The following is a 17223-nucleotide window of genomic DNA, read 5'->3' on the forward strand; positions in this document are numbered from 1 at the left end:
TGCATCATGAACAGCACGGTCAACTCGTTCACCGGTCGATCCAGAAGTTGGTGCCGGCGACCCCGCCGCGGCGGGGTCGAGCAGCGGGGCGACGCCGTACCCGAAGCCGCGCCCGGCGTGGCTGTCGTTGGTGTGCCCGGGCAGGTGGCTGAACGATTGCGTCGCGCCGCCGGGCAGGTGGTTGGCGGTCATCAGCTGGACGGTGCTCAGGGCAAGTAGCCCGCCACCCGCATCAGCGAGCATCCGGACGAAGCGCTGGTAGTCGGCAGCCGTGGAGTAGAGGCCGTGGCCGCCCGCGACCAACCCGGGGACGTCGTCCAGCGACTCCACCCGGCCGCTGTCCGGGTGGTGCCGATAGAGGGCGGCGAGCCGGTCGGCGGACGGCCGGTCGAAGCCGGTGCCGGTCATGTCGAGCGGAGCGAAGATCCGGTCTGTCAGGAACACGTCGAACGGCGTGCCGCTCGCGACCTCGACGACCCGGGCCAGCACATCGGTCGCGCGGGAGTAGTTCCACGCCGTCCCGGGCTCGAACAGCAACGGCAGTTCCGCCGGCCGGTCGCAGAGTTCGGTGAGCGGGTAGGTATCGCGAGCGCCGAGCATGGCGATCCCGGCGGCCCGGTAGGCGTCGTCGACCGGATTACTCGCCAGGCCGCTGACGGTCAGACCGGCCGTATGGGTGAGCAGGTGGTGGATCCTGATCGGCTCGCCGAGCGCCGGGTGACGGCTTCGCGCAACGCCTGCTTGGAGGCGAAGTGCTTGTAGACCGCGGCATGGCGGGGGCTACTTGGCGGAGAGTTCGAGGACGGTGGCGAGCCAGTGCTGGTACTGGGGGACGGGCCAGCCGCGGTCGCTGGTGAGGCGGGCGAAGAGGTGGGGGCCGGTGAGGGCCCACCAGGCGTCGGCGACCGTGAGGGGGTCGGCGTCGGGGGAGAGGAGACCTTCGGCGGCCAGGTGGCAGGCGAAGGTGCGGAGGCCGGTGAGGCGCTCGGCGTCGGTTTCGGCGACGACCTGGGCGGCGTCGGCGCCGCCGTCCATCAGCACGGCCGCCAGCGGGGCGAGTCGTTCGTTCACCGAGGTGACGAGGCCGGCGTACGTCTCGAGTTTGGCCTGGATGCCGACGGCCGCGGAGATCTCGCGGGGGACGAAGCCTTCGGTGAGCGGCTCGTCGTCGCCGGTGCGGGTGGCGTCCCAGACGGCTTTCGCCAGGGCGGCCTTGGGGCCGATCGCCTTGTAGAGCAGCTCGGCCGAGACGCCGGCGCGCTCGGCGACGGCGTTCATGGTGGTTGCCGCGAAGCCGCGTTCGAGGAACAGGGCCAGGCAGGCGTCGAGGGCGGCGGCGCGCCGGATGCGCGCCTGGTCTCTACGTCCGGACGAGTCGTAGCGACGACCGGATGCGGTGCTGGTCGGCAACAGACGCCTCCTTTACCTCTGGTACAGAGCAGGAGGGCCACGGCATGCGCCGTGGCCCTCCCGGCTGTGACGTCAGCTAGCTGACGATCAGCTGACCTTCTTGACCCCGATCTGGGTCAGGTCCGGCAGGCCGCCGCTGTTCGGGTCGGCGACGACGTTGTCGAGGTTCGAGCCCACGACGTAGACGTTGAGGTCCTGAAGGGTCGGCACGACCGGCGCCGTCTTCATGATCTCGGTGTACAGGTCGGCCAGACCCTGCTCCACCTTCTCCTTGTCGGACTCCTTGGCGATCTCCGCCATCTTGTCCCAGCCGGCCTGGCTACGGCCGTAGTTGTTCTGCGCGGCCTTGCCCGGAGCGGTCGCGTCCGGACCGAAGACCGACGGAACGATCGTGGTCAGGCTGGCCCAGTCGTAGCACCAGCCGGCGGTGATCAGGTCGGCCGCAGCGGAGTCCTGCTGCTGCGTCGAGTAGTAGTTGTCGCCGGGAACCTTCTGGATCTCGACGTTGATGCCGACGTTCTTCCAGGACGCCTGCGCGGCCTCGGCAGCCTTGGTGGCCAGACCGGAGTCGGCCGTCGCCAGGGTCAGCTTCTCACCCTTGTAGCCGGCTTCCTTCAGCAGCGCCTTGGCCTTCTCCGGGTCGCCCTCCGGCGGAGCCTTGAAGGTCTCCTCCGGCTGGTAGCCCTGCATGTCCTGCGGGATGACCGAGTCGACGACGGCGGCCAGCCGCTCGCCACCGCGACCGTCACGGTAGCTCGTCCGGTCGAGGCCGTAGTACAGCGCCTCGCGCAGCTTCTGGTTCTTCAGCAGCGGCTTCTGCTGGTTGAACGCGATGTAGCGGCGGCAGATGTCCGTGCTCTCGACGAGCCGGTCCTTGACGTTCGCCTGGTTGGTCTTGGCGATGTTCTCCGGCTGCACACCGGCGAAGCTCAGCGAGCTCTGGTCCGCGGCGCCGTCGGCGATCAGCCGCTGGTCGACCGTGGCCTCGGCGTCACCGAACTTGAAGATGAACTTGTCCGGCAGCGCGGTGCGCACCGGGTCGGTCTTCGCGTCCCACTCGGTGTTGCGAACCAGCACCAGCTGCTTCTTGCGGGTGTAGGTCTCGATCTTGTACGGACCCGAGGACACCGGCTTGTTGTCGTACTGCGTCTTGGTGTCCTTGGCCTTCGGGACCGGCGCGAAGATCTTCATCGTCGTGGTGCCGTCGAAGGACGGAACCGCGCGGTTCAGCTTGAAGACGATCGTCTTCTCGTCCTTGGCCTCGATCGCGGCGCAGCCCTTGCCGCCGTTGTTGTCGCCGACGTACGGGCCCTTGTAGCCCGCGCAGTCCATGTAGTTCTTGCCGTACGGCGCGCCCTCGGCCATGTCGGCCGCGAACGAGCGCTCGACGTTGTACTTGATGTCGGCCGCGAGGATCGGCGTGCCGTCCTCGTACTTCAGCCCGTCCTTCAGCGTGAAGGTCCAGGTCTTGAAGTCCGGGGTGGACTCGTAGCTCTCGGCGAGGTCCTTCTCCAGGACGATCTTCTTCGACTTGGCGTCGTAACGGTAGTCCGTCAGGGTCCGGGTGATCAGCTTGCCGATCATGCCGGAGTCGGTGACGAAGTTACGGGCCGGGTCCAGGTGCTCGGGATCGTTGACCGCGTAGACGGTCACCGTTCCGCCCTTGGCGCCGGCGCCCGTGCTCTGCCCGCCGCTCGCCCCGCCGGTGTCGTCCCCGCCGCAGGCGACCGCGGTCAGGGTCAGTGTCACCGCGGTGGCGATCGCCATCCCGGTGCGCTTGACGTGATCCATGGTCAGTGTTCCTCTCTTGTCATGACGTGCTCCGCCGGGTCACGGCGGGTGGAAACGTGCAGGTAAAGGTCAGATGACATCCCGTTCCTCTGGGAAATGGCAGGCCACCTGATGATCAGGAGCGCCGATCTGGACCAGTTGCGGCTCCTGATCGGCGCAGATCTCCTGCGCCTTCCAGCATCGGGTGCGGAACCGGCATCCCGACGGCGGGTTCAAGGGGCTCGGCACGTCGCCGGTGAGGCGAATCCGGTCCCGGTGGCTCTCGGCGTCCGGGTCGGCCTCGGGGACCGCCGAAAGCAGGGCGTGGGTGTACGGATGCCGGGCGTGGTTGTAGAGCTCGTCGCGGCCGGCCGTCTCGACCACCTTGCCGAGGTACATCACGGCGACCCGGTCGGAGATGTGCCGGATGACCGACAGGTCGTGGGCGATGAACAGGTACGCCAGACCGAACTCGGCCTGCAGGTCCTCGAGCAGGTTCACGATCTGGGCCTGGATCGACACGTCCAGCGCCGAGACCGGCTCGTCGCAGACGATCAGCCGCGGGTTCAGCGCGAGCGCGCGGGCCACGCCGATCCGCTGCCGCTGCCCGCCGGAGAACTCGTGCGGGTACCGGTTGTAGTGCTCGGGGTTCAGCCCGACCCGCTCCATCAGCGCCTGGACGGCCTTCTTGGTGCCGCCGTCCGACTTCACTTTCTGGATGTCGAACGGCGCCGAGATGATCGCCCCGACCGTCTGCCGCGGGTTCAGCGACGAGAACGGGTCCTGGAAGATCATCTGGATGTCACGCCGGTACGGACGCATCTTCGTCCGGTTCAGGTGCGTGATGTCGTTGCCCAGGAACTTCAGCGTGCCGCCGGTCGGCTCGTCGAGTCGCGTGACGAGCCGCCCGGTGGTGGTCTTACCGCACCCGGACTCGCCCACCACGCCGAGCGTCTCGCCGGCGTGGATGGACAGGTCGACGCCGTCGACGGCTTTCACCGCTCCGGTCTGGTGCTGGAAGACGATTCCCTGGGTGATCGGGAAATGACGTTGCAGTCCGGTCGCCTCGAGGAGCAGTTCCCCTCGCGGCTTGACCGGGGTCGCCTGTTCGGCGGATGTCGTCGTACTCACCGGCGCTCCTCGGCCATCACAGGTTCGGCTTGATCTCTTCGGCGAACAGGCGTTTGCGCTGTCCGGTGTCGATGTGACAGCGCACGCTGTGCCCGTCCTGCCCGATCTGCAGCAGCTCCGGCAGCTCGTTCACACACGACCGGCCCTCGACATGGGCCTGCTGGTCGCAGCGCGGCTGGAACGGGCAGCCCTTGGGCAGGTTGATCAGCGACGGCGGAGTGCCCCGGATCGACTTGAGCCGCGCGGAGCCGGTCTTGTTCACCCGCGGGATCGAGCCGAGCAGACCCCAGGTGTACGGCATCTCGGGCCGGTAGAAGATGTCCCGGACGGCGCCGGTCTCGACCACGCGGCCGCCGTACATCACGACGACGTTCTCGGTCATCTGCGCGACCACGCCGAGATCGTGGGTGATCATGATGATCGCGGAGTTGAACTCCTTCTGCAGATCCTGCATCAGGTCCAGGATCTGGGCCTGCACCGTCACGTCGAGCGCCGTCGTCGGCTCGTCCGCGATCAGCAGCGACGGGTCGCACATCAGCGCCATCGCTATCATCGCGCGCTGCCGCATACCGCCGGAGAACTGGTGCGGGTAGTCGCTGAACCGCTTGTCCGGCGACGGGATGCCGACCCGGTCGAGCAGCTCCACCGCGCGCTTGCGGGCGACCGCCTTCGGGGCGTCGTTGTGCACCAGGTAGGCCTCGACCAGCTGGTCGCCGATCCGGTAGAAGGGGTGCATCGCCGACAGCGGGTCCTGGAAGATCATCGCCATCTGGCGGCCGCGCATCCGGCGGATCTCCGGGACGGACATCCCCACCAGCTCGGCGCCGTCCAGCCAGATCTCACCGGTGACCTTGGCCCGGCTGCCCTTGTGCAGACCCATGATCGCCAGGCTGGACACGCTCTTGCCGGAGCCGGACTCGCCGACGATGCCGAGCGTCTGCCCGCGCTCCAGACTGAAGGACAGACCGTTCACGGCCTTCACCAGGCCGTCGTCGGTCGGGAAATGTACCTGCAGGTCCTTGACCTCCAGGAAGGGCCGGCTCTTCGCCGATTCGCTCACCGCGTCACCTTTACTGTTCACGACAACCGCACCCGCGGGTCGATGACGGCGTACAGCACGTCGACGATGATGTTCGCGACGACCACGAAGATGGCCGCGAACAGCACGACGCCCATGATGGCCGGCAGATCGTTGGCCAGCACGGAGTCGATCGAGAACTTGCCCAGACCCGTGATGCTGTAGATCTGCTCGGTGATCACCGCGCCGCCGAGCAGGCCGCCGACGTCCAGACCGAAGATCGTGATGATCGGCGTCAGCGCCGAGCGGAGTCCGTGCTTGAAGACGACCGTCCGCTCGTCCAGGCCCTTGGCCCGGGCGGTGCGGATGTAGTCCTCGTTCATCGTGTCGATCATGTTCGCCCGGGTGAGCCGGGTGTACAGCGCCGCGAAGACCAGCGCGAGCGTGATCCACGGCAGGATGTAGAACTGCAGCCACTTCACCGGACCGACGGTGAACAGCGCGGCGTTCGCTGTGTCCGGGAACGGGATCCACTGCAGCTTCACGATGAACAGGAACAGCAGCAGGTACCCGAACACGATCGTCGGGAACGAGACGCCGAACAGCGACAGCCCGACGCTGAACTTGTCGATGAACTTGCCCTTGCGCAGGGCGGCGATCAGCCCGAGCATGACGCCGGACACCAGCCAGAGGACGGCGGCGCCGACAGCCAGCCAGAGCGTCGACGGGAACGCGTCGGAGATCGAGTCCCAGACCGGGATGCCGTTCTGGTACGACTCACCGAAGCACGGCCAGGCGCACTCGCGCTCGTTGCCCTCGGAGCCGATCGTCCGGCCGGCCGGGCTGACGAGGCCTTCCATGTAGTTGCCGTACTGCACGATCAGCGGGTCGTCGAAGCCGTAGGTCGCGTTCACCTGCGCCACGGTCTCGGTGTCGCAGTTCTTGCCGCAGATCAGCAGCGCCGGGTTGGCCGGAGTCGCCCAGAACAGGAAGAACGTGATCGCGCTGATGACCGCGAGTACGAGCGCCGCCTGGAGCAACCGGCGGATCAGATAGCGTCCCATCGGTCAGCCCCTTCCGGCGCGCGGGTCGAGAGCGTCGCGGACGGAGTCCCCGAGCAGGTTGAAGGCCAGCACGGTGATGAACAACGCCATGCCGGGGAAGAAGAGGTACAACGGGTTGCTCTCGATCCAGTCGGACGCGTCGGAGATCATCCGGCCCCAGGACGCGGTGGGTTCCTTGATGCCGACACCCAGGAAGGACAGCGCGGCCTCCGCGGTGATGTTCCCCGGGATCAGCAGCGTCGTGTAGACGAGCAGCGTCGGCAGCAGGTTGGGCAGCAGTTGTTTGAAGATCACGTACCCCGGGCCCGCGCCGAGCGACCGGGCCGCTTCGACGAACTCGCGTTCGCGCAGCGACAGGGTCTGGCCGCGGACGATCCGGGCCAGATAGGCCCAGCCGAAGAACCCGAGGACGAACATCAGCACGCCCATCCGGAGTTTGTTGTCGTCCGGGATGCCGAGCAGGTCCTGACCGCGGGACGCGATCACCGGCGTCAGCGCCATCACGAACAGCAGCGACGGGAAGCTCAGCATGATGTCCATCAGCCGGCTCAGCAGGGTGTCGACCCAGCCGCCGAAGTAACCCGCGACCATCCCGATGACGGTGCCCAGGACGACGGCGATGATGGTGCCGCCGAGCGCGACCAGCAGCGAGACCCGGGTGCCGTAGACCAGCCGCGAGAACACGTCGCGGCCGTTCTGCGGCTCGACACCGAGCCAGTGCTCGGCGCTGGAGCCGCTGCCGAAGAGCCCGCCGATCGGGATACCGCCGTCCCGCGTGTTCAGCAGCGGGTTCCCGTCAGCGTCGAGTTTGTTGAACTGATCCGGCGGGAAACCGTTCAGTTTGACGATCAAGGGCGCCAGTAGCGCCACCGCGATGATCAGCAGGATCACCACCGCGCTGATGATCGCGATCTTGTCCCGGCGCAGTCGCGCGAAGGCGATCTTGCCGAGCGACCGCCCTTCGATCTGTTTGGCCTCCGCGGTCTCCGCGAGATGTTCGGCCGGCAGCCCGTCGTTCGGCGACGGTGCCTCGGATACCCCCAGCGTCATTCCTCACCCATCCTCGTGGAGATTGCAGCCCCCAGCCGTGAATTCGTCCACCTGAGTTTCGGGGAACCTTATGTATCTCGCACTGTGGGACGCCATGGGTAAAGAAGGTAGTAGCCGAATCGTGATTCTTCCGTGAATCGGCGTCAGCGCAACCGTGACGGACCGCGTTTGTCACGCTGCGTTACGTAGGCAATCTTCGATCCCGATGTCAAGGTTTGTCAGGTCTGCGGCGCACCGCGAACTGCTCCGGGAACGTCCATTCGAACCGGACGGCGGCCACCCGCAGCAGCGTCGTAACCGCCACGCAGACCAGCCCGGCGATCGGTACGGCGACGCCCAGCCCGGCCAGCAGGATCAGCGTCCCGGCGCCCGCTCCCGCGGCGACGGCGTACAGGGTCCCGACGTGCAGGAACGAGAACGGCAGCCCGAGCATGACGTCGCGGAGCATGCCGCCGCCGATGGCCCCGATGACGCCGACCACCAGCGCGCCGGCCACGCCGACGCCGAGTGAGAGCGCTTTCGAGGCTCCGATGGCGCCGAACAGGCCCATCACGACGGCGTCCAGCCCGGTGATCAGCCAGCTCCCGCGGGCCGCCAGGGGAGCGAGTGCCATGCCGAGGACGGCGGCGCCGCCGGCGACGATCAGGTACCAGTTGCTCCAGATGACGACCGGCGGCCGGTTGAGCACGACGTCCCGCAGCAGGCTGCCGCCGAGTGCGACGGCGAGGCCGATCGCGATGACGCCGAGGACGTCGATCCGGCGGGTCCGCAGACCGGCGGCGAACAGCGCGCCCTGGAGGCCGCCGAGACCGGCGGCGAGGAGTTCGATCCACAGGGTCACTTGGAACGGCGTGATCGGCATGTCGGCCCTCGGGAAGGAGGACGGCCGGCCCGCGCGGACCGGCCGTCGGCGGGTCAGTGGGCGGCGCTCCGGGCGGCCTCGTCGATGGTGTCGGCGACGACGGCGGCCTGGGTCAGGAAGACGGCGTGGCTGGCGGAGACGTCGGTGATCTGCGCGCCGGCGCGCTTGGCCATGTGCTGCAGCATCGCCTGGTCGAACGCCCGGTCCTCGGTCGCGATCACGGCCCAGGCCGGCTTCTCGCGCCAGGCGGCATGTTTGACCGGCGTCCCGAACACCGACATGTTGATCGGCACCTGGGTGTCGCGCAGGAAGGCGGCGTCCGCCTCGCTCGCGTCATGGGCGAAACCGGCCTGGAACTTGTCGTGGTTGAGGAAGCCGTAGCCGTCCGCGCCGACGTCGATCACGAAGTCCGGCGTCGCGGCGAAACCCTCGTACTGCTGGCTCGTCGTCTCACCCGCGTCCGGCGCCAGCGCCGAGACGTAGACCAGCCCGGCCACCTTCGGGTGCACGCCCGCCTCGGTGATCACCGTGCCGCCCCACGAGTGCCCGACCAGAACCGCCGGCCCGTCCTGCTGATCCAGGATCCGCGTCGTCGCGGCGACGTCGTCGTCCAGCGAGGTCAGCGGATTCTGCACGATCGACACCCGGTACCCGCGCGCTGTCAGCTGCTCGTACACCCCGCGCCAGCCCGACCCATCCGCGAACGCCCCATGCACCAGCACGACGTTCTTGATCCCCTGCTTGCTGCTCATGACCTGTTCCTCTCATCGATCGGTGACTGCAGAATGCAATATATTGCAACGCCTGTCAACGATGGTTGGGACTTGCAATCAGTGGGTTGGGCGGGTCAATATATTGCATGCCGATCCCACAGGAATCTCCCTCGATTGACCGGCGCTTGCTGCGGGACGACGTGTACCGGCGGCTGCGCGACGCGATTGTGGACGGGAGTTTGATGCCGGGGGAGCAGTTGCGGGATGTGGAGCTGGCCGAGTGGCTAGGAGTGAGCCGGACGCCGGTGCGGGAGGCGCTGCTGCGGTTGGGGGAGGCGGGGCTGGTGCATGCGCAGCCTGGGCGGTCGACGACGGTCAGCGCGCTGAACGCGCGGGACCTGCGGGAGGCCTGTGAGGTGGTCGCGTCGATGCATCAGCTGGCCGTTCGCGCGGCGGTCGGCAACCTGACCGAGGCGAACCTGGAGACCATGCGTCAGGCCAACGATCGATTTCGGGCGGCGCTCGACGCGGGTGACGTGGAGGCGGCGCTGCGCGCGGACGACGAGCTGCACGACGTGCCGGTGCTCGTCGCGGCCAATCGGGCGCTGACGACGGTCCTCGAGCAGTTCTCACCCGTCGTCCGCCGGGCCGAGCGGCTGCGCTTCTCCTCGCTGAGCGGGCGCGCGTCCATCGCCCGGCACGACGAGCTGATCCGCCTGTGCGCCGCGGGCGACGTCGACGGCGCCGCGGAGGTCGCCTTCGGCACCTGGCGCACGTTGTCGTCCTTCGGGAACGACTGACCGCCCGCCGTCAAGGCGTTCCGCATTGTGGGAACGCGTCCGGAGGTGGTTGCGCGGGCCTTAATCTCTAGCAATCGCATTGAGATACAGGTCTTGGTCCGCACCTCCGTGAACTGGTGGCTTCCATGCGCAAACTGCTCCTCCTCGCCCTGGTCGGTCTGGGCGCCCAACTCGTCGACGGCAGCCTGGGCATGGCCTACGGCGTCACGTCGACGACGCTGCTGCTGGCGATCGGCACGAACCCGGCGGCGGCGTCCGCGACGGTTCACCTCGCGGAGATCGGCACGACGCTGGTCTCCGGGGCCTCGCACTGGCGGTTCGGCAACGTCGACTGGAAGGTGGTCGCGAAGATCGGCATCCCCGGCGCGATTGGGGCCTTCGCGGGCGCGACCTTCCTCTCGAACCTGTCGACCGACACGGCCGCGCCGCTGATGTCCATCATCCTGCTCGTGCTCGGCCTCTACGTCCTGATCCGGTTCACCACCTTCGGCCTGCCGAAGGGCCGCCTCGGCAAACCGCTGCGCAAACGCTTCCTCGGCCCGCTCGGCCTGGTCGCGGGCTTCGTCGACTCCACCGGCGGCGGTGGCTGGGGCCCGGTCGGCACGCCGGCCATCCTGGCCAGCGGCCGCCTCGAACCCCGTAAGACGATCGGCTCGATCGACACCAGCGAGTTCCTGGTCGCGATCGCCGCGAGTATCGGCTTCATCGTCGGCATCGGCTCCGAGGGCGTCAACTACACCTGGGTCCTCGCCCTCCTGCTCGGCGGCATCATCGCCGCGCCCATCGCAGCCTGGCTGGTCCGCCACATCCCGCCCCGCGTCCTGGGCTCCGCCGTCGGCGGCGTCATCATCCTGACCAACACCCGCACCCTCCTGCGCAGCGACTGGATCGACGCCTCGAACGGCGTCCGCTACACCTTCTACGCCGTCATCTACGCCGTCTGGGCCGCCGCGATCGTCTACTCCGTCCAGCAGTACCGCAAGAACCGCGCCGAAGACGAGCAGATCATCGCCGAATCCGAAACCGCCGAACCCGTCCACTGACCTCGGCGCCCGCGCTCCGTCGTCAGGCGTGGCGGTCGAAGCCGGCGGCCCGCAGGAGCGGGTCGACGGTGTCGATCGGTACGACGTGGGCGCCGTCCGCGGTGATCGCGGTGACGACGCCGATCACCTCGCCGAGGTCGTCGCAGACGGGCTGCCCGACGGCATCCGGCGGCAGCCGGAGGCTGGTCGCGAACGACGTCGCCTCGAAGCGCTCGATCAGGCCGACGGCGCCCGCGGTCCGGATCGGGTCGCCGATTGTGACCAGAGCGGCGTAGCCGAGCTGCGCAGGTGCTGTCTCGGCTGGTTCGGCCAGCTCGAGGACGGTGAGGACGCCGTCCGTTCGGACCACGGTGACAGGCCTGCTCACGCCGTTGAGTTCGACCGAGTTCACGTCGCCGGGTCCGGCGATGACCACCAGGCGTGGGTGGACCAGGAACCCGGAAGCGCCGCGGACCTGGGCAAGCGTCGGTGGGGGAGCAGTACGCCGAAGCGCGCGGTAAGCCTCGTGGTCGCCGGTCTCGGCCAGGCAGTGGGCGTAGCGGCTCAGATCGGTGGGGGAGTCGGGAGGCTCCGGGTGCGCGGCAAGGGCTTGGCGATGGTCGCCGGCGGCGTAGTGATTGCGGAAGCGCTGTAGTGGGTCAGGTTCGTTCAGGGCCTCGCGGACGAGCAGCGCGTTCCAGCGCGCGACCTTGGTGACCAGCTCGCGCAGCTCGGCCGCGCGGGCCGCCAGGTCGTCGGTCAGCCGGTTGGTCGCCGACAGGTCGGCCGCGAGGTCACTGTGCGGCCGCTCGACATGGTCGAGGGCGGCCAGGGCTGACGTGCGGACGGCGTCCCGGGCGCGCTCTAGCTCGAGTTCGATCCGGCCGGACTCGCTGAAGATCTCGACCAGCAGCCGCTGCGTCGCGGCGTCCTGCGGGCCGTGCGCCGTGCGATGGGTGTCGCGCCGATGCCGGAACTCCTGCCAGCCGGCCGCGCTGTCGTCGTCCATGGTCGCCTCGGCCGCGGATCGGAGCCGTTCGCGCGCGGTCGCCGCGCCGAGCTGTCGCTGCTCGGTCGCGCGCTGCCGGTCGTACCGGCGGGTGAGGTCGGCGATCTCGGCGGGGGAGAGCAGTGTGGTGTCGGCGATCCGGATCGAGTTCGACTGCCCGGTGCCCTGGTCGCGCGCGGTGACGGCGAGCACGCAGTCACTGTCGATCTCGAACGTGACCTCGATCTGCGGCACCCCGGCCTCGGCCGGCGGGATGCCGGTCAGCAGGAACTGACCGATCTTGGACTGCCGATCGAGCGCGCCGTTGAAGATCTCCACCCGGACGACAGTCTGCCGGTCGGAGTGCGTGCTGAAGATTTTCGACTGTTTCATCGGGATGGTCGTGTTCCGCGCGACCAGCTCGGACAGATGCTCCTGATCGTGCTCGTCATGGGTCCGGATCCCGAGTGACAGCGGCGTGACGTCGATGAGCAGGACGTCGTCCAGCGACCCGGCTCGCATCGCGGCCAGGAGCGCGGCGCCGCTGGCGACCGCGGTCCGCGGATCGGAGACCACGGTACGAGTCATCCCGAAGGCCGCCTCCACGGTCTCCCGGATCAGCGGTGACAGCATCGGCCGTCCGATCAGCACGAGGTGTTTTGGCGGCGTCCGGGCCGCTGCGCGGAAGTCGGCGCAGACCTGATGCAGCTTGGCCAGCTGGTCGGCGAGGATGCTCGCCAGCTCGGTCCGGCTCAGCTCCAGGTGCAGGTTGGCGTCGCCGACACCCCTGAGCTCATAGGTTGCGTGCTCCTGTGCGGATAGGTCGATCTTGAGGCTTTCCGCGGCGATCTCCAGCCGGCGCCGCATCGCGCCGCGGGCCGGTACGTCGATTCCCAGCCGCGCCACCAGCGCCTTGGTGACGGCCGCGTCCAGATCCTTCCCGCCGAACTGCGCGTCGCCGCTCACCTGCTGTGCTTCGTACACGTTGTCCCCGACGTCCACCAGGCTGATGTCGAGCGTGCCCGCGCCCAGATCGACGACTGCGATCGCATCGGTCAGCCGTCGTTCGCGGGCAGCGGTGATACAAGCGGCGGTCGGCTCGTGGACGAGCCGGACCAGAGTGACCTCGGCGATCCGGCAGGCCGACCGGGTGGCCGCCTTCTGGTTGTTCGTGAAGTACGCCGGGATCGTGACGATCACCTGCGGCCGTGGGATCCGCAGGTCGTGCTCCGGGCCGAGCCACTCGTCACGGACCACTCCCAGCTCAGACCGGGCCAGCTCGATGACGCGATCGCGGACCTGCGCCGCCAGGAAGCTCTCGACCAGCCCGCGCGCATGCCTGATCAACCGCGCGGCCACCTCCTCCGGCCGGTAGTCGTGCTCGCGGATCTTGTAGACGGTGCCGCGTCCCATCCGCCGCTTGGTCGCGTCGATGTGCCCGGCCAGCCACGGCATCAGCGTCTCCTCGCCGCTCAGGCCGATGAGCTCGTTGCCGTCCCGGTCGAGGCTCATCGTCGACGCGAAGTACACCTGGCCTTTCCACGGGCAGAACACCGGCTGCCGCGTCCGAGTGTCGTAGATGGCGGCCGCGCAGGTAGTGGTGCCGAGATCGAACCCCCAGATCTCGCTGTACCGCCGGTCCACCTCGGCGCGAGCCCGCGCGAGCCACGCCTGTATGCGATCCTCGAACCGCTGCCGCTCCACGGCGTCCAGCTGATTGATCGCTGTCTCGACCTCGGCAATCCGATGCAATGGAACCAGCCCGTCCGCGGCCAGCCGCCGCAAGCTCTCCACCGCTCGCGACTCCGAGCCGCCAGCCGCCATCGCCGTCAGACAGCGGCTGACCAGCTCGTCGTAGTCGCCAGTACGGCGCAGACACTCGGCCAACCGGACGTCGTCCGCCGCCGCGCCACCCAACCACCGGACCAGGCAGGCAGCTGCCGCGGCGTACTGACCAGCCTCCAGATACGACGAGGCCGCCTTCTCCAGTTGGCCAATCCGCTCGTACAGCCGGGCCGCGCCGGCATGGTCGCCTCCCGCCGCTGAAGCCGCCGCCCGAGCCGCAAGCGCCTGGGGAGAGTCGTCGTCCCGCAAGACCCGAACCGACTCACCGAACTGCCCCGCCTCCCGAAACAGCTGATGCGCCCGAAACGCCTCCCCACCCTCCTCAGCCAGCCGAGCCGCCTCCACCAGCCTCCGCCGCGCCCCCGCCTCGTCATCCCGAGCACGCAGCCCAACCCACGCCACCAATCGCCCAACTACCTTGACCCACCGTTCTCCACCACCCACCCCCGCACGCTAACCACGATCCCCCTTACCCACGGCCGATCGGCAGCTTGCTGCCAGAGAAGAAAGAGAAGCAGTCGCTGGGGTGCTGCCTGCCGAGGGGACTACGTGGCGCAAGACTCATGGGCCCGCGGACGGGGCGTCACGGCCCGGGCTTGTCGGCTGGTTGGAACGCGAGGGGGCCGGTGGTGAAAACTTCCTGTCCCTCTCGGTCAGGCGCGCGGCAGGGTACGCGGCACCTAGGTCGGGTCCCTACCTGCGACCAACGGATCAGAAGGCCGCCAGACCGCATCGACACTGGCCGATTTGAGCCTCACGACCCACGCTGAGTTCGGCCGATTTCGCGTTCTGCAACTCTGTTACTCACCAGCTTGTTCCAACGGTGGTTCACGGACTGCGCCGCGCTGGGCGCGCGCTGGCGGTCCGTTCGCCGCGCGCACTAGCTGTACTGCCTGGGCAGTACAGCTAGCCCAACAGCTGCTCCTCATGATTGACCGGCCGGGCCGAGCCGCGCGATTGGCGAATCGTGGCTCGACCTGTCTTCCTGGGGCAACTAGTGCGGCAGATTCCAGGACAGCGGACCCTGAGGGTCGCCGAACCAGATCGTTTGAGCCTCCGGCGTCACGGTGATGCGGAACTGGTCGAGTGAAGGTGAACCGGCCGCGCGCCACCGGGTGATGGCCGATTCGACTGAGTCCCACAGGTTGGTCGGTCCCGACTGGCGAACGGTGGCTGGCTCAGCTGATTCCTGCTCGAGGATGGCGACTGATCGTTGGCTCAGGTCAACGAGGTGATCGAACATTGGCCCATCGTCTAGGCCGTAGGTGACCAGTTGCGCATCAGGGACAGCGAGTTGCGCGATGAACAGGGAGGTCCATCCCTCCCATGGGTCCAGGATCTCGGAGCCCGCAGCAGTCTCCCGCTCGGTTGTTCGGATCTTGTCGATCCACTCGTGAAAGTCGTCTCCCAGCGGCGGAGCAGCGTGTGGCCGGGCCGGCATGAACGAGTCGGTACTCCCGAGGAAGACGCCCTCCGCGGTGCCGTCTCCGGTGACTTCGAGTCGCACGAGCCCGGACGAGGCGTGGAGCCATCCAAGCATCGTCGTGAGAATCAGTCCGCCTGGTCGCGTCTGGGCGACCCATGCGGATGGGATGTGCCGAACAGAGCAAGTAGCAATCACCCGGTCGTACAAAGCACCGGTTGGGCTCCCCAGAAGTCCGTCTCCCGTGACGAGGTCAGGCAAGAATCCAGCCTGGGCCAGTGCCTTCCTGGCGCGGTCGGCGACGGCGGCGTCAACCTCGACAGACGTCACTAACGGGGCGCCGAGCCGCGCGGACAATAGACCTGTGGAGTAGCCGGTGCCTGTTCCGATCTCGAGGACCCGACTGTTCTCTTCGACCTGGAGTTCCTCCAGCATCCGCACGACCAGGCCCGGCAGAGTCGATGAAGACGTTGGAGCGCCCGCAACCGGCACGTCCGTGTCGAATGCGGTGATGCGGTGATTGAGCTGTGTCACCCAGGTTTCGTCGGTATAGGTCAGCTCCAATCGTTCCGGCGCACCGACTAGCTCTGGGGTGATCGGCCGCCACATTGTCTCGCGGGGGCCATCGACGCGCTCGAAGAACCCCGGGATGAAGACTTCCCGTGGAACGGCCTCGACCGCGGCGCGCCAGGGCTGCGTGCGCAGATCGCCCGACTTCGCGAGTGCATCAGCTAGCCGCAGGCGTAGGGCCGTTGTCGGACTGTCGCCAGGTTCGACGGTCATCGAGTACCTCGTTCCAGTAGCTCAGCGAGGGCGGAGGTCATCGGCAGGCCTGTCTCGTCTTCCAGCCAGCCCCACTGGCCGTTCGGGTTGCATTCCAGGAAGACTGGCGCCCCTTCGCGAGGCACGGCGAAGTCGAAGCAGCCGAGGACGAGATCGAACCGCTTCATGTAGGCCCGCATACCGTCGACGAGTCCTGCTTGTGGCTCGACCACCGAGTAGGACAGATTGTCGTAGTCGTATCGCCAGTCCAGGAGATCGGGGTTCTTGGTCAGGATCTTGACACAGAACACGTGGTCACCGATCACTGTGACACGCAGGTCCGCAACCTTGTCGCAGCGTGCCTGGAACAGGTGCATGGTTCCAGCGATCGACTCGTCCAGCTCGGTCGTTGAGACCTCCTTTACCCAAATGCTCGCAGGCCTGCCGTCGAGCTCGTGTATGCCGACGTAGAGAGGCTTGTAGATGATCGTTCCGACTCCTCGTGCGAAGGCCAGCGCTTCCCCGAGGTCGTTGGTGATGATCGTCGGCGGCACCCTGAGGCCAGCCGTGGCAGCGGCCGAAAGCTGGACAGGCTTGTACTCGGCGTCCGCGATCGCGTTCGGATGATTGACATACAGGCAACCAGGCAGGTCCGCGAGGAGTCCGCCTAGCCCGAAGCGGGCCTGCGCGGCAGCGAAGCGGGCGGCCGGAGGCTCCAGGTGAGAGAAGTCGAAGTCGTTCGGGCGGCGAAAGTAGAGCGACCGCACGGCCCTCAGATCGGCAAGGCGTGAAGGTGTGCGCAGCCAGCCACGCCATCCCCGCAAGCCGTTGATGTCAGCGGAGATGGCCAGACTGGTCGGGAAGTCGGAGGAATCGAAGCGGACTACCGGTACGTCGCGTTCGTTCAGTTCCTCGATCACCAAGTCAGCGGTCGGATCGTCAACCTCGGTCATGACCAAGACGGGGCGAGCATCGCTCGGCATCAGTCGATCCTCGTGTCCTGCCTATGGTCGGTGTCCGGCCGCGGACCAGATCCGTCTGATTTGTTGCTGGTCTTCGTACTTCTCTCCGTACCCACACGAGACTTGCTGTGTTTGCCCGGCGCCATGACGATCGTGCCGTTGGGCAGCTCGTACATGCCCCGCTGGGTGGCCGGGTCGATACCGGCCGGGTTTTCCTCAACAACACCGATCGATCCGTAAGGCTCGAGCCGGCGCAGCCCCCAGGGATTCGGCGAACTGGTCCCGACCGGAGCGGATCGGCTGACGGGAAATCGATCTGCATATCGGTACATCTTCATACCTCCTAGATGAATGGGAGACCCTCCCGTCGCCCGCCGCGAAGCCGTCGCGAACCCTATCGGTA

Annotated in this window: 14 protein-coding genes and 1 pseudogene; 2 read left to right on the top strand and 13 right to left on the bottom strand. The window is 67.7% G+C overall.

Annotated elements, in window-relative coordinates; genetic code table 11:
• The 9 genes and pseudogenes from HPO96_RS39870 to HPO96_RS09295 form a co-directional block, all read right to left on the bottom strand.
• Positions 1–699 (bottom strand): annotated as a pseudogene (locus tag HPO96_RS39870) (serine hydrolase domain-containing protein); the annotation flags it as partial.
• 81 nt (positions 700–780) lie between these two features.
• Entirely contained in the window at positions 781–1410 is a 630-nt protein-coding gene (locus HPO96_RS09260; protein ID WP_171672936.1) for a TetR/AcrR family transcriptional regulator, read from the bottom strand.
• Positions 1411–1497: 87 nt separating this feature from the next.
• The gene (locus HPO96_RS09265) at positions 1498–3201 is read right to left on the bottom strand and encodes an ABC transporter substrate-binding protein (protein ID WP_171672937.1); all 1704 of its coding nucleotides are present in this window, start codon (positions 3199–3201) and stop codon (positions 1498–1500) included.
• Positions 3202–3270: 69 nt separating this feature from the next.
• Positions 3271–4311, bottom strand: coding sequence for a dipeptide ABC transporter ATP-binding protein (locus HPO96_RS09270; RefSeq protein WP_171672938.1), 1041 nt, complete (start codon positions 4309–4311; stop codon positions 3271–3273).
• Positions 4312–4327: 16 nt separating this feature from the next.
• A complete protein-coding gene (locus HPO96_RS09275) occupies positions 4328–5371 on the bottom strand; it encodes an ABC transporter ATP-binding protein (RefSeq protein WP_337796565.1) in 1044 nt (347 codons plus the stop codon).
• A gap of 17 nt (positions 5372–5388) precedes the next feature.
• Positions 5389–6393 carry an ABC transporter permease gene (locus HPO96_RS09280; protein ID WP_171672940.1) on the bottom strand — a complete coding sequence of 335 codons (1005 nt, stop codon included), beginning with the start codon at positions 6391–6393 and terminating at the stop codon, positions 5389–5391.
• Positions 6394–6396: 3 nt separating this feature from the next.
• Entirely contained in the window at positions 6397–7443 is a 1047-nt protein-coding gene (locus HPO96_RS09285; RefSeq protein ID WP_171672941.1) for an ABC transporter permease, read from the bottom strand.
• Between the two features lie 208 nt (positions 7444–7651).
• On the bottom strand, positions 7652–8305 hold the full coding sequence (locus HPO96_RS09290) for a trimeric intracellular cation channel family protein (RefSeq protein ID WP_171672942.1): 654 nt from the start codon (positions 8303–8305) through the stop codon (positions 7652–7654).
• A gap of 53 nt (positions 8306–8358) precedes the next feature.
• Positions 8359–9057: an alpha/beta fold hydrolase gene (locus HPO96_RS09295; RefSeq protein WP_171672943.1), complete on the bottom strand. Its 699-nt coding sequence runs from the start codon at positions 9055–9057 to the stop codon at positions 8359–8361.
• A gap of 107 nt (positions 9058–9164) precedes the next feature.
• Here HPO96_RS09295 and HPO96_RS09300 point away from each other — a divergent pair, with 107 nt between their 5' ends.
• Positions 9165–9818, top strand: a complete 654-nt coding sequence (locus HPO96_RS09300) for a GntR family transcriptional regulator (RefSeq protein WP_171672944.1) — start codon at positions 9165–9167, stop codon at positions 9816–9818.
• A 125-nt stretch (positions 9819–9943) separates the two neighbouring features.
• Entirely contained in the window at positions 9944–10861 is a 918-nt protein-coding gene (locus tag HPO96_RS09305; RefSeq protein WP_171672945.1) for a sulfite exporter TauE/SafE family protein, read from the top strand.
• A gap of 22 nt (positions 10862–10883) precedes the next feature.
• Here HPO96_RS09305 and HPO96_RS09310 read toward each other — a convergent pair whose 3' ends face one another.
• The 4 genes from HPO96_RS09310 to tgmA form a co-directional block, all read right to left on the bottom strand.
• Positions 10884–14018 (bottom strand): Hsp70 family protein, encoded by a 3135-nt coding sequence (locus HPO96_RS09310; RefSeq protein ID WP_171672946.1) that lies wholly within the window; start codon positions 14016–14018, stop codon positions 10884–10886.
• Positions 14019–14667: 649 nt separating this feature from the next.
• The gene (tgmC, locus tag HPO96_RS09315; RefSeq protein WP_171672947.1) at positions 14668–15879 is read right to left on the bottom strand and encodes an ATP-grasp peptide maturase system methyltransferase; all 1212 of its coding nucleotides are present in this window, start codon (positions 15877–15879) and stop codon (positions 14668–14670) included.
• Positions 15876–16841: an ATP-grasp ribosomal peptide maturase gene (gene tgmB / locus HPO96_RS09320; RefSeq protein WP_171672948.1), complete on the bottom strand. Its 966-nt coding sequence runs from the start codon at positions 16839–16841 to the stop codon at positions 15876–15878. Before tgmB ends, tgmC begins: the two co-directional genes overlap by 4 nt.
• Entirely contained in the window at positions 16841–17158 is a 318-nt protein-coding gene (gene tgmA, locus HPO96_RS09325; RefSeq protein ID WP_171672949.1) for a putative ATP-grasp-modified RiPP, read from the bottom strand. Before tgmA ends, tgmB begins: the two co-directional genes overlap by 1 nt.
• Between the last annotated feature and the right edge of the window lie 65 nt (positions 17159–17223).

This window comes from Kribbella sandramycini, assembly GCF_013131805.1.
GTDB classification, from domain to species: Bacteria; Actinomycetota; Actinomycetes; order Propionibacteriales; family Kribbellaceae; genus Kribbella; species Kribbella sandramycini.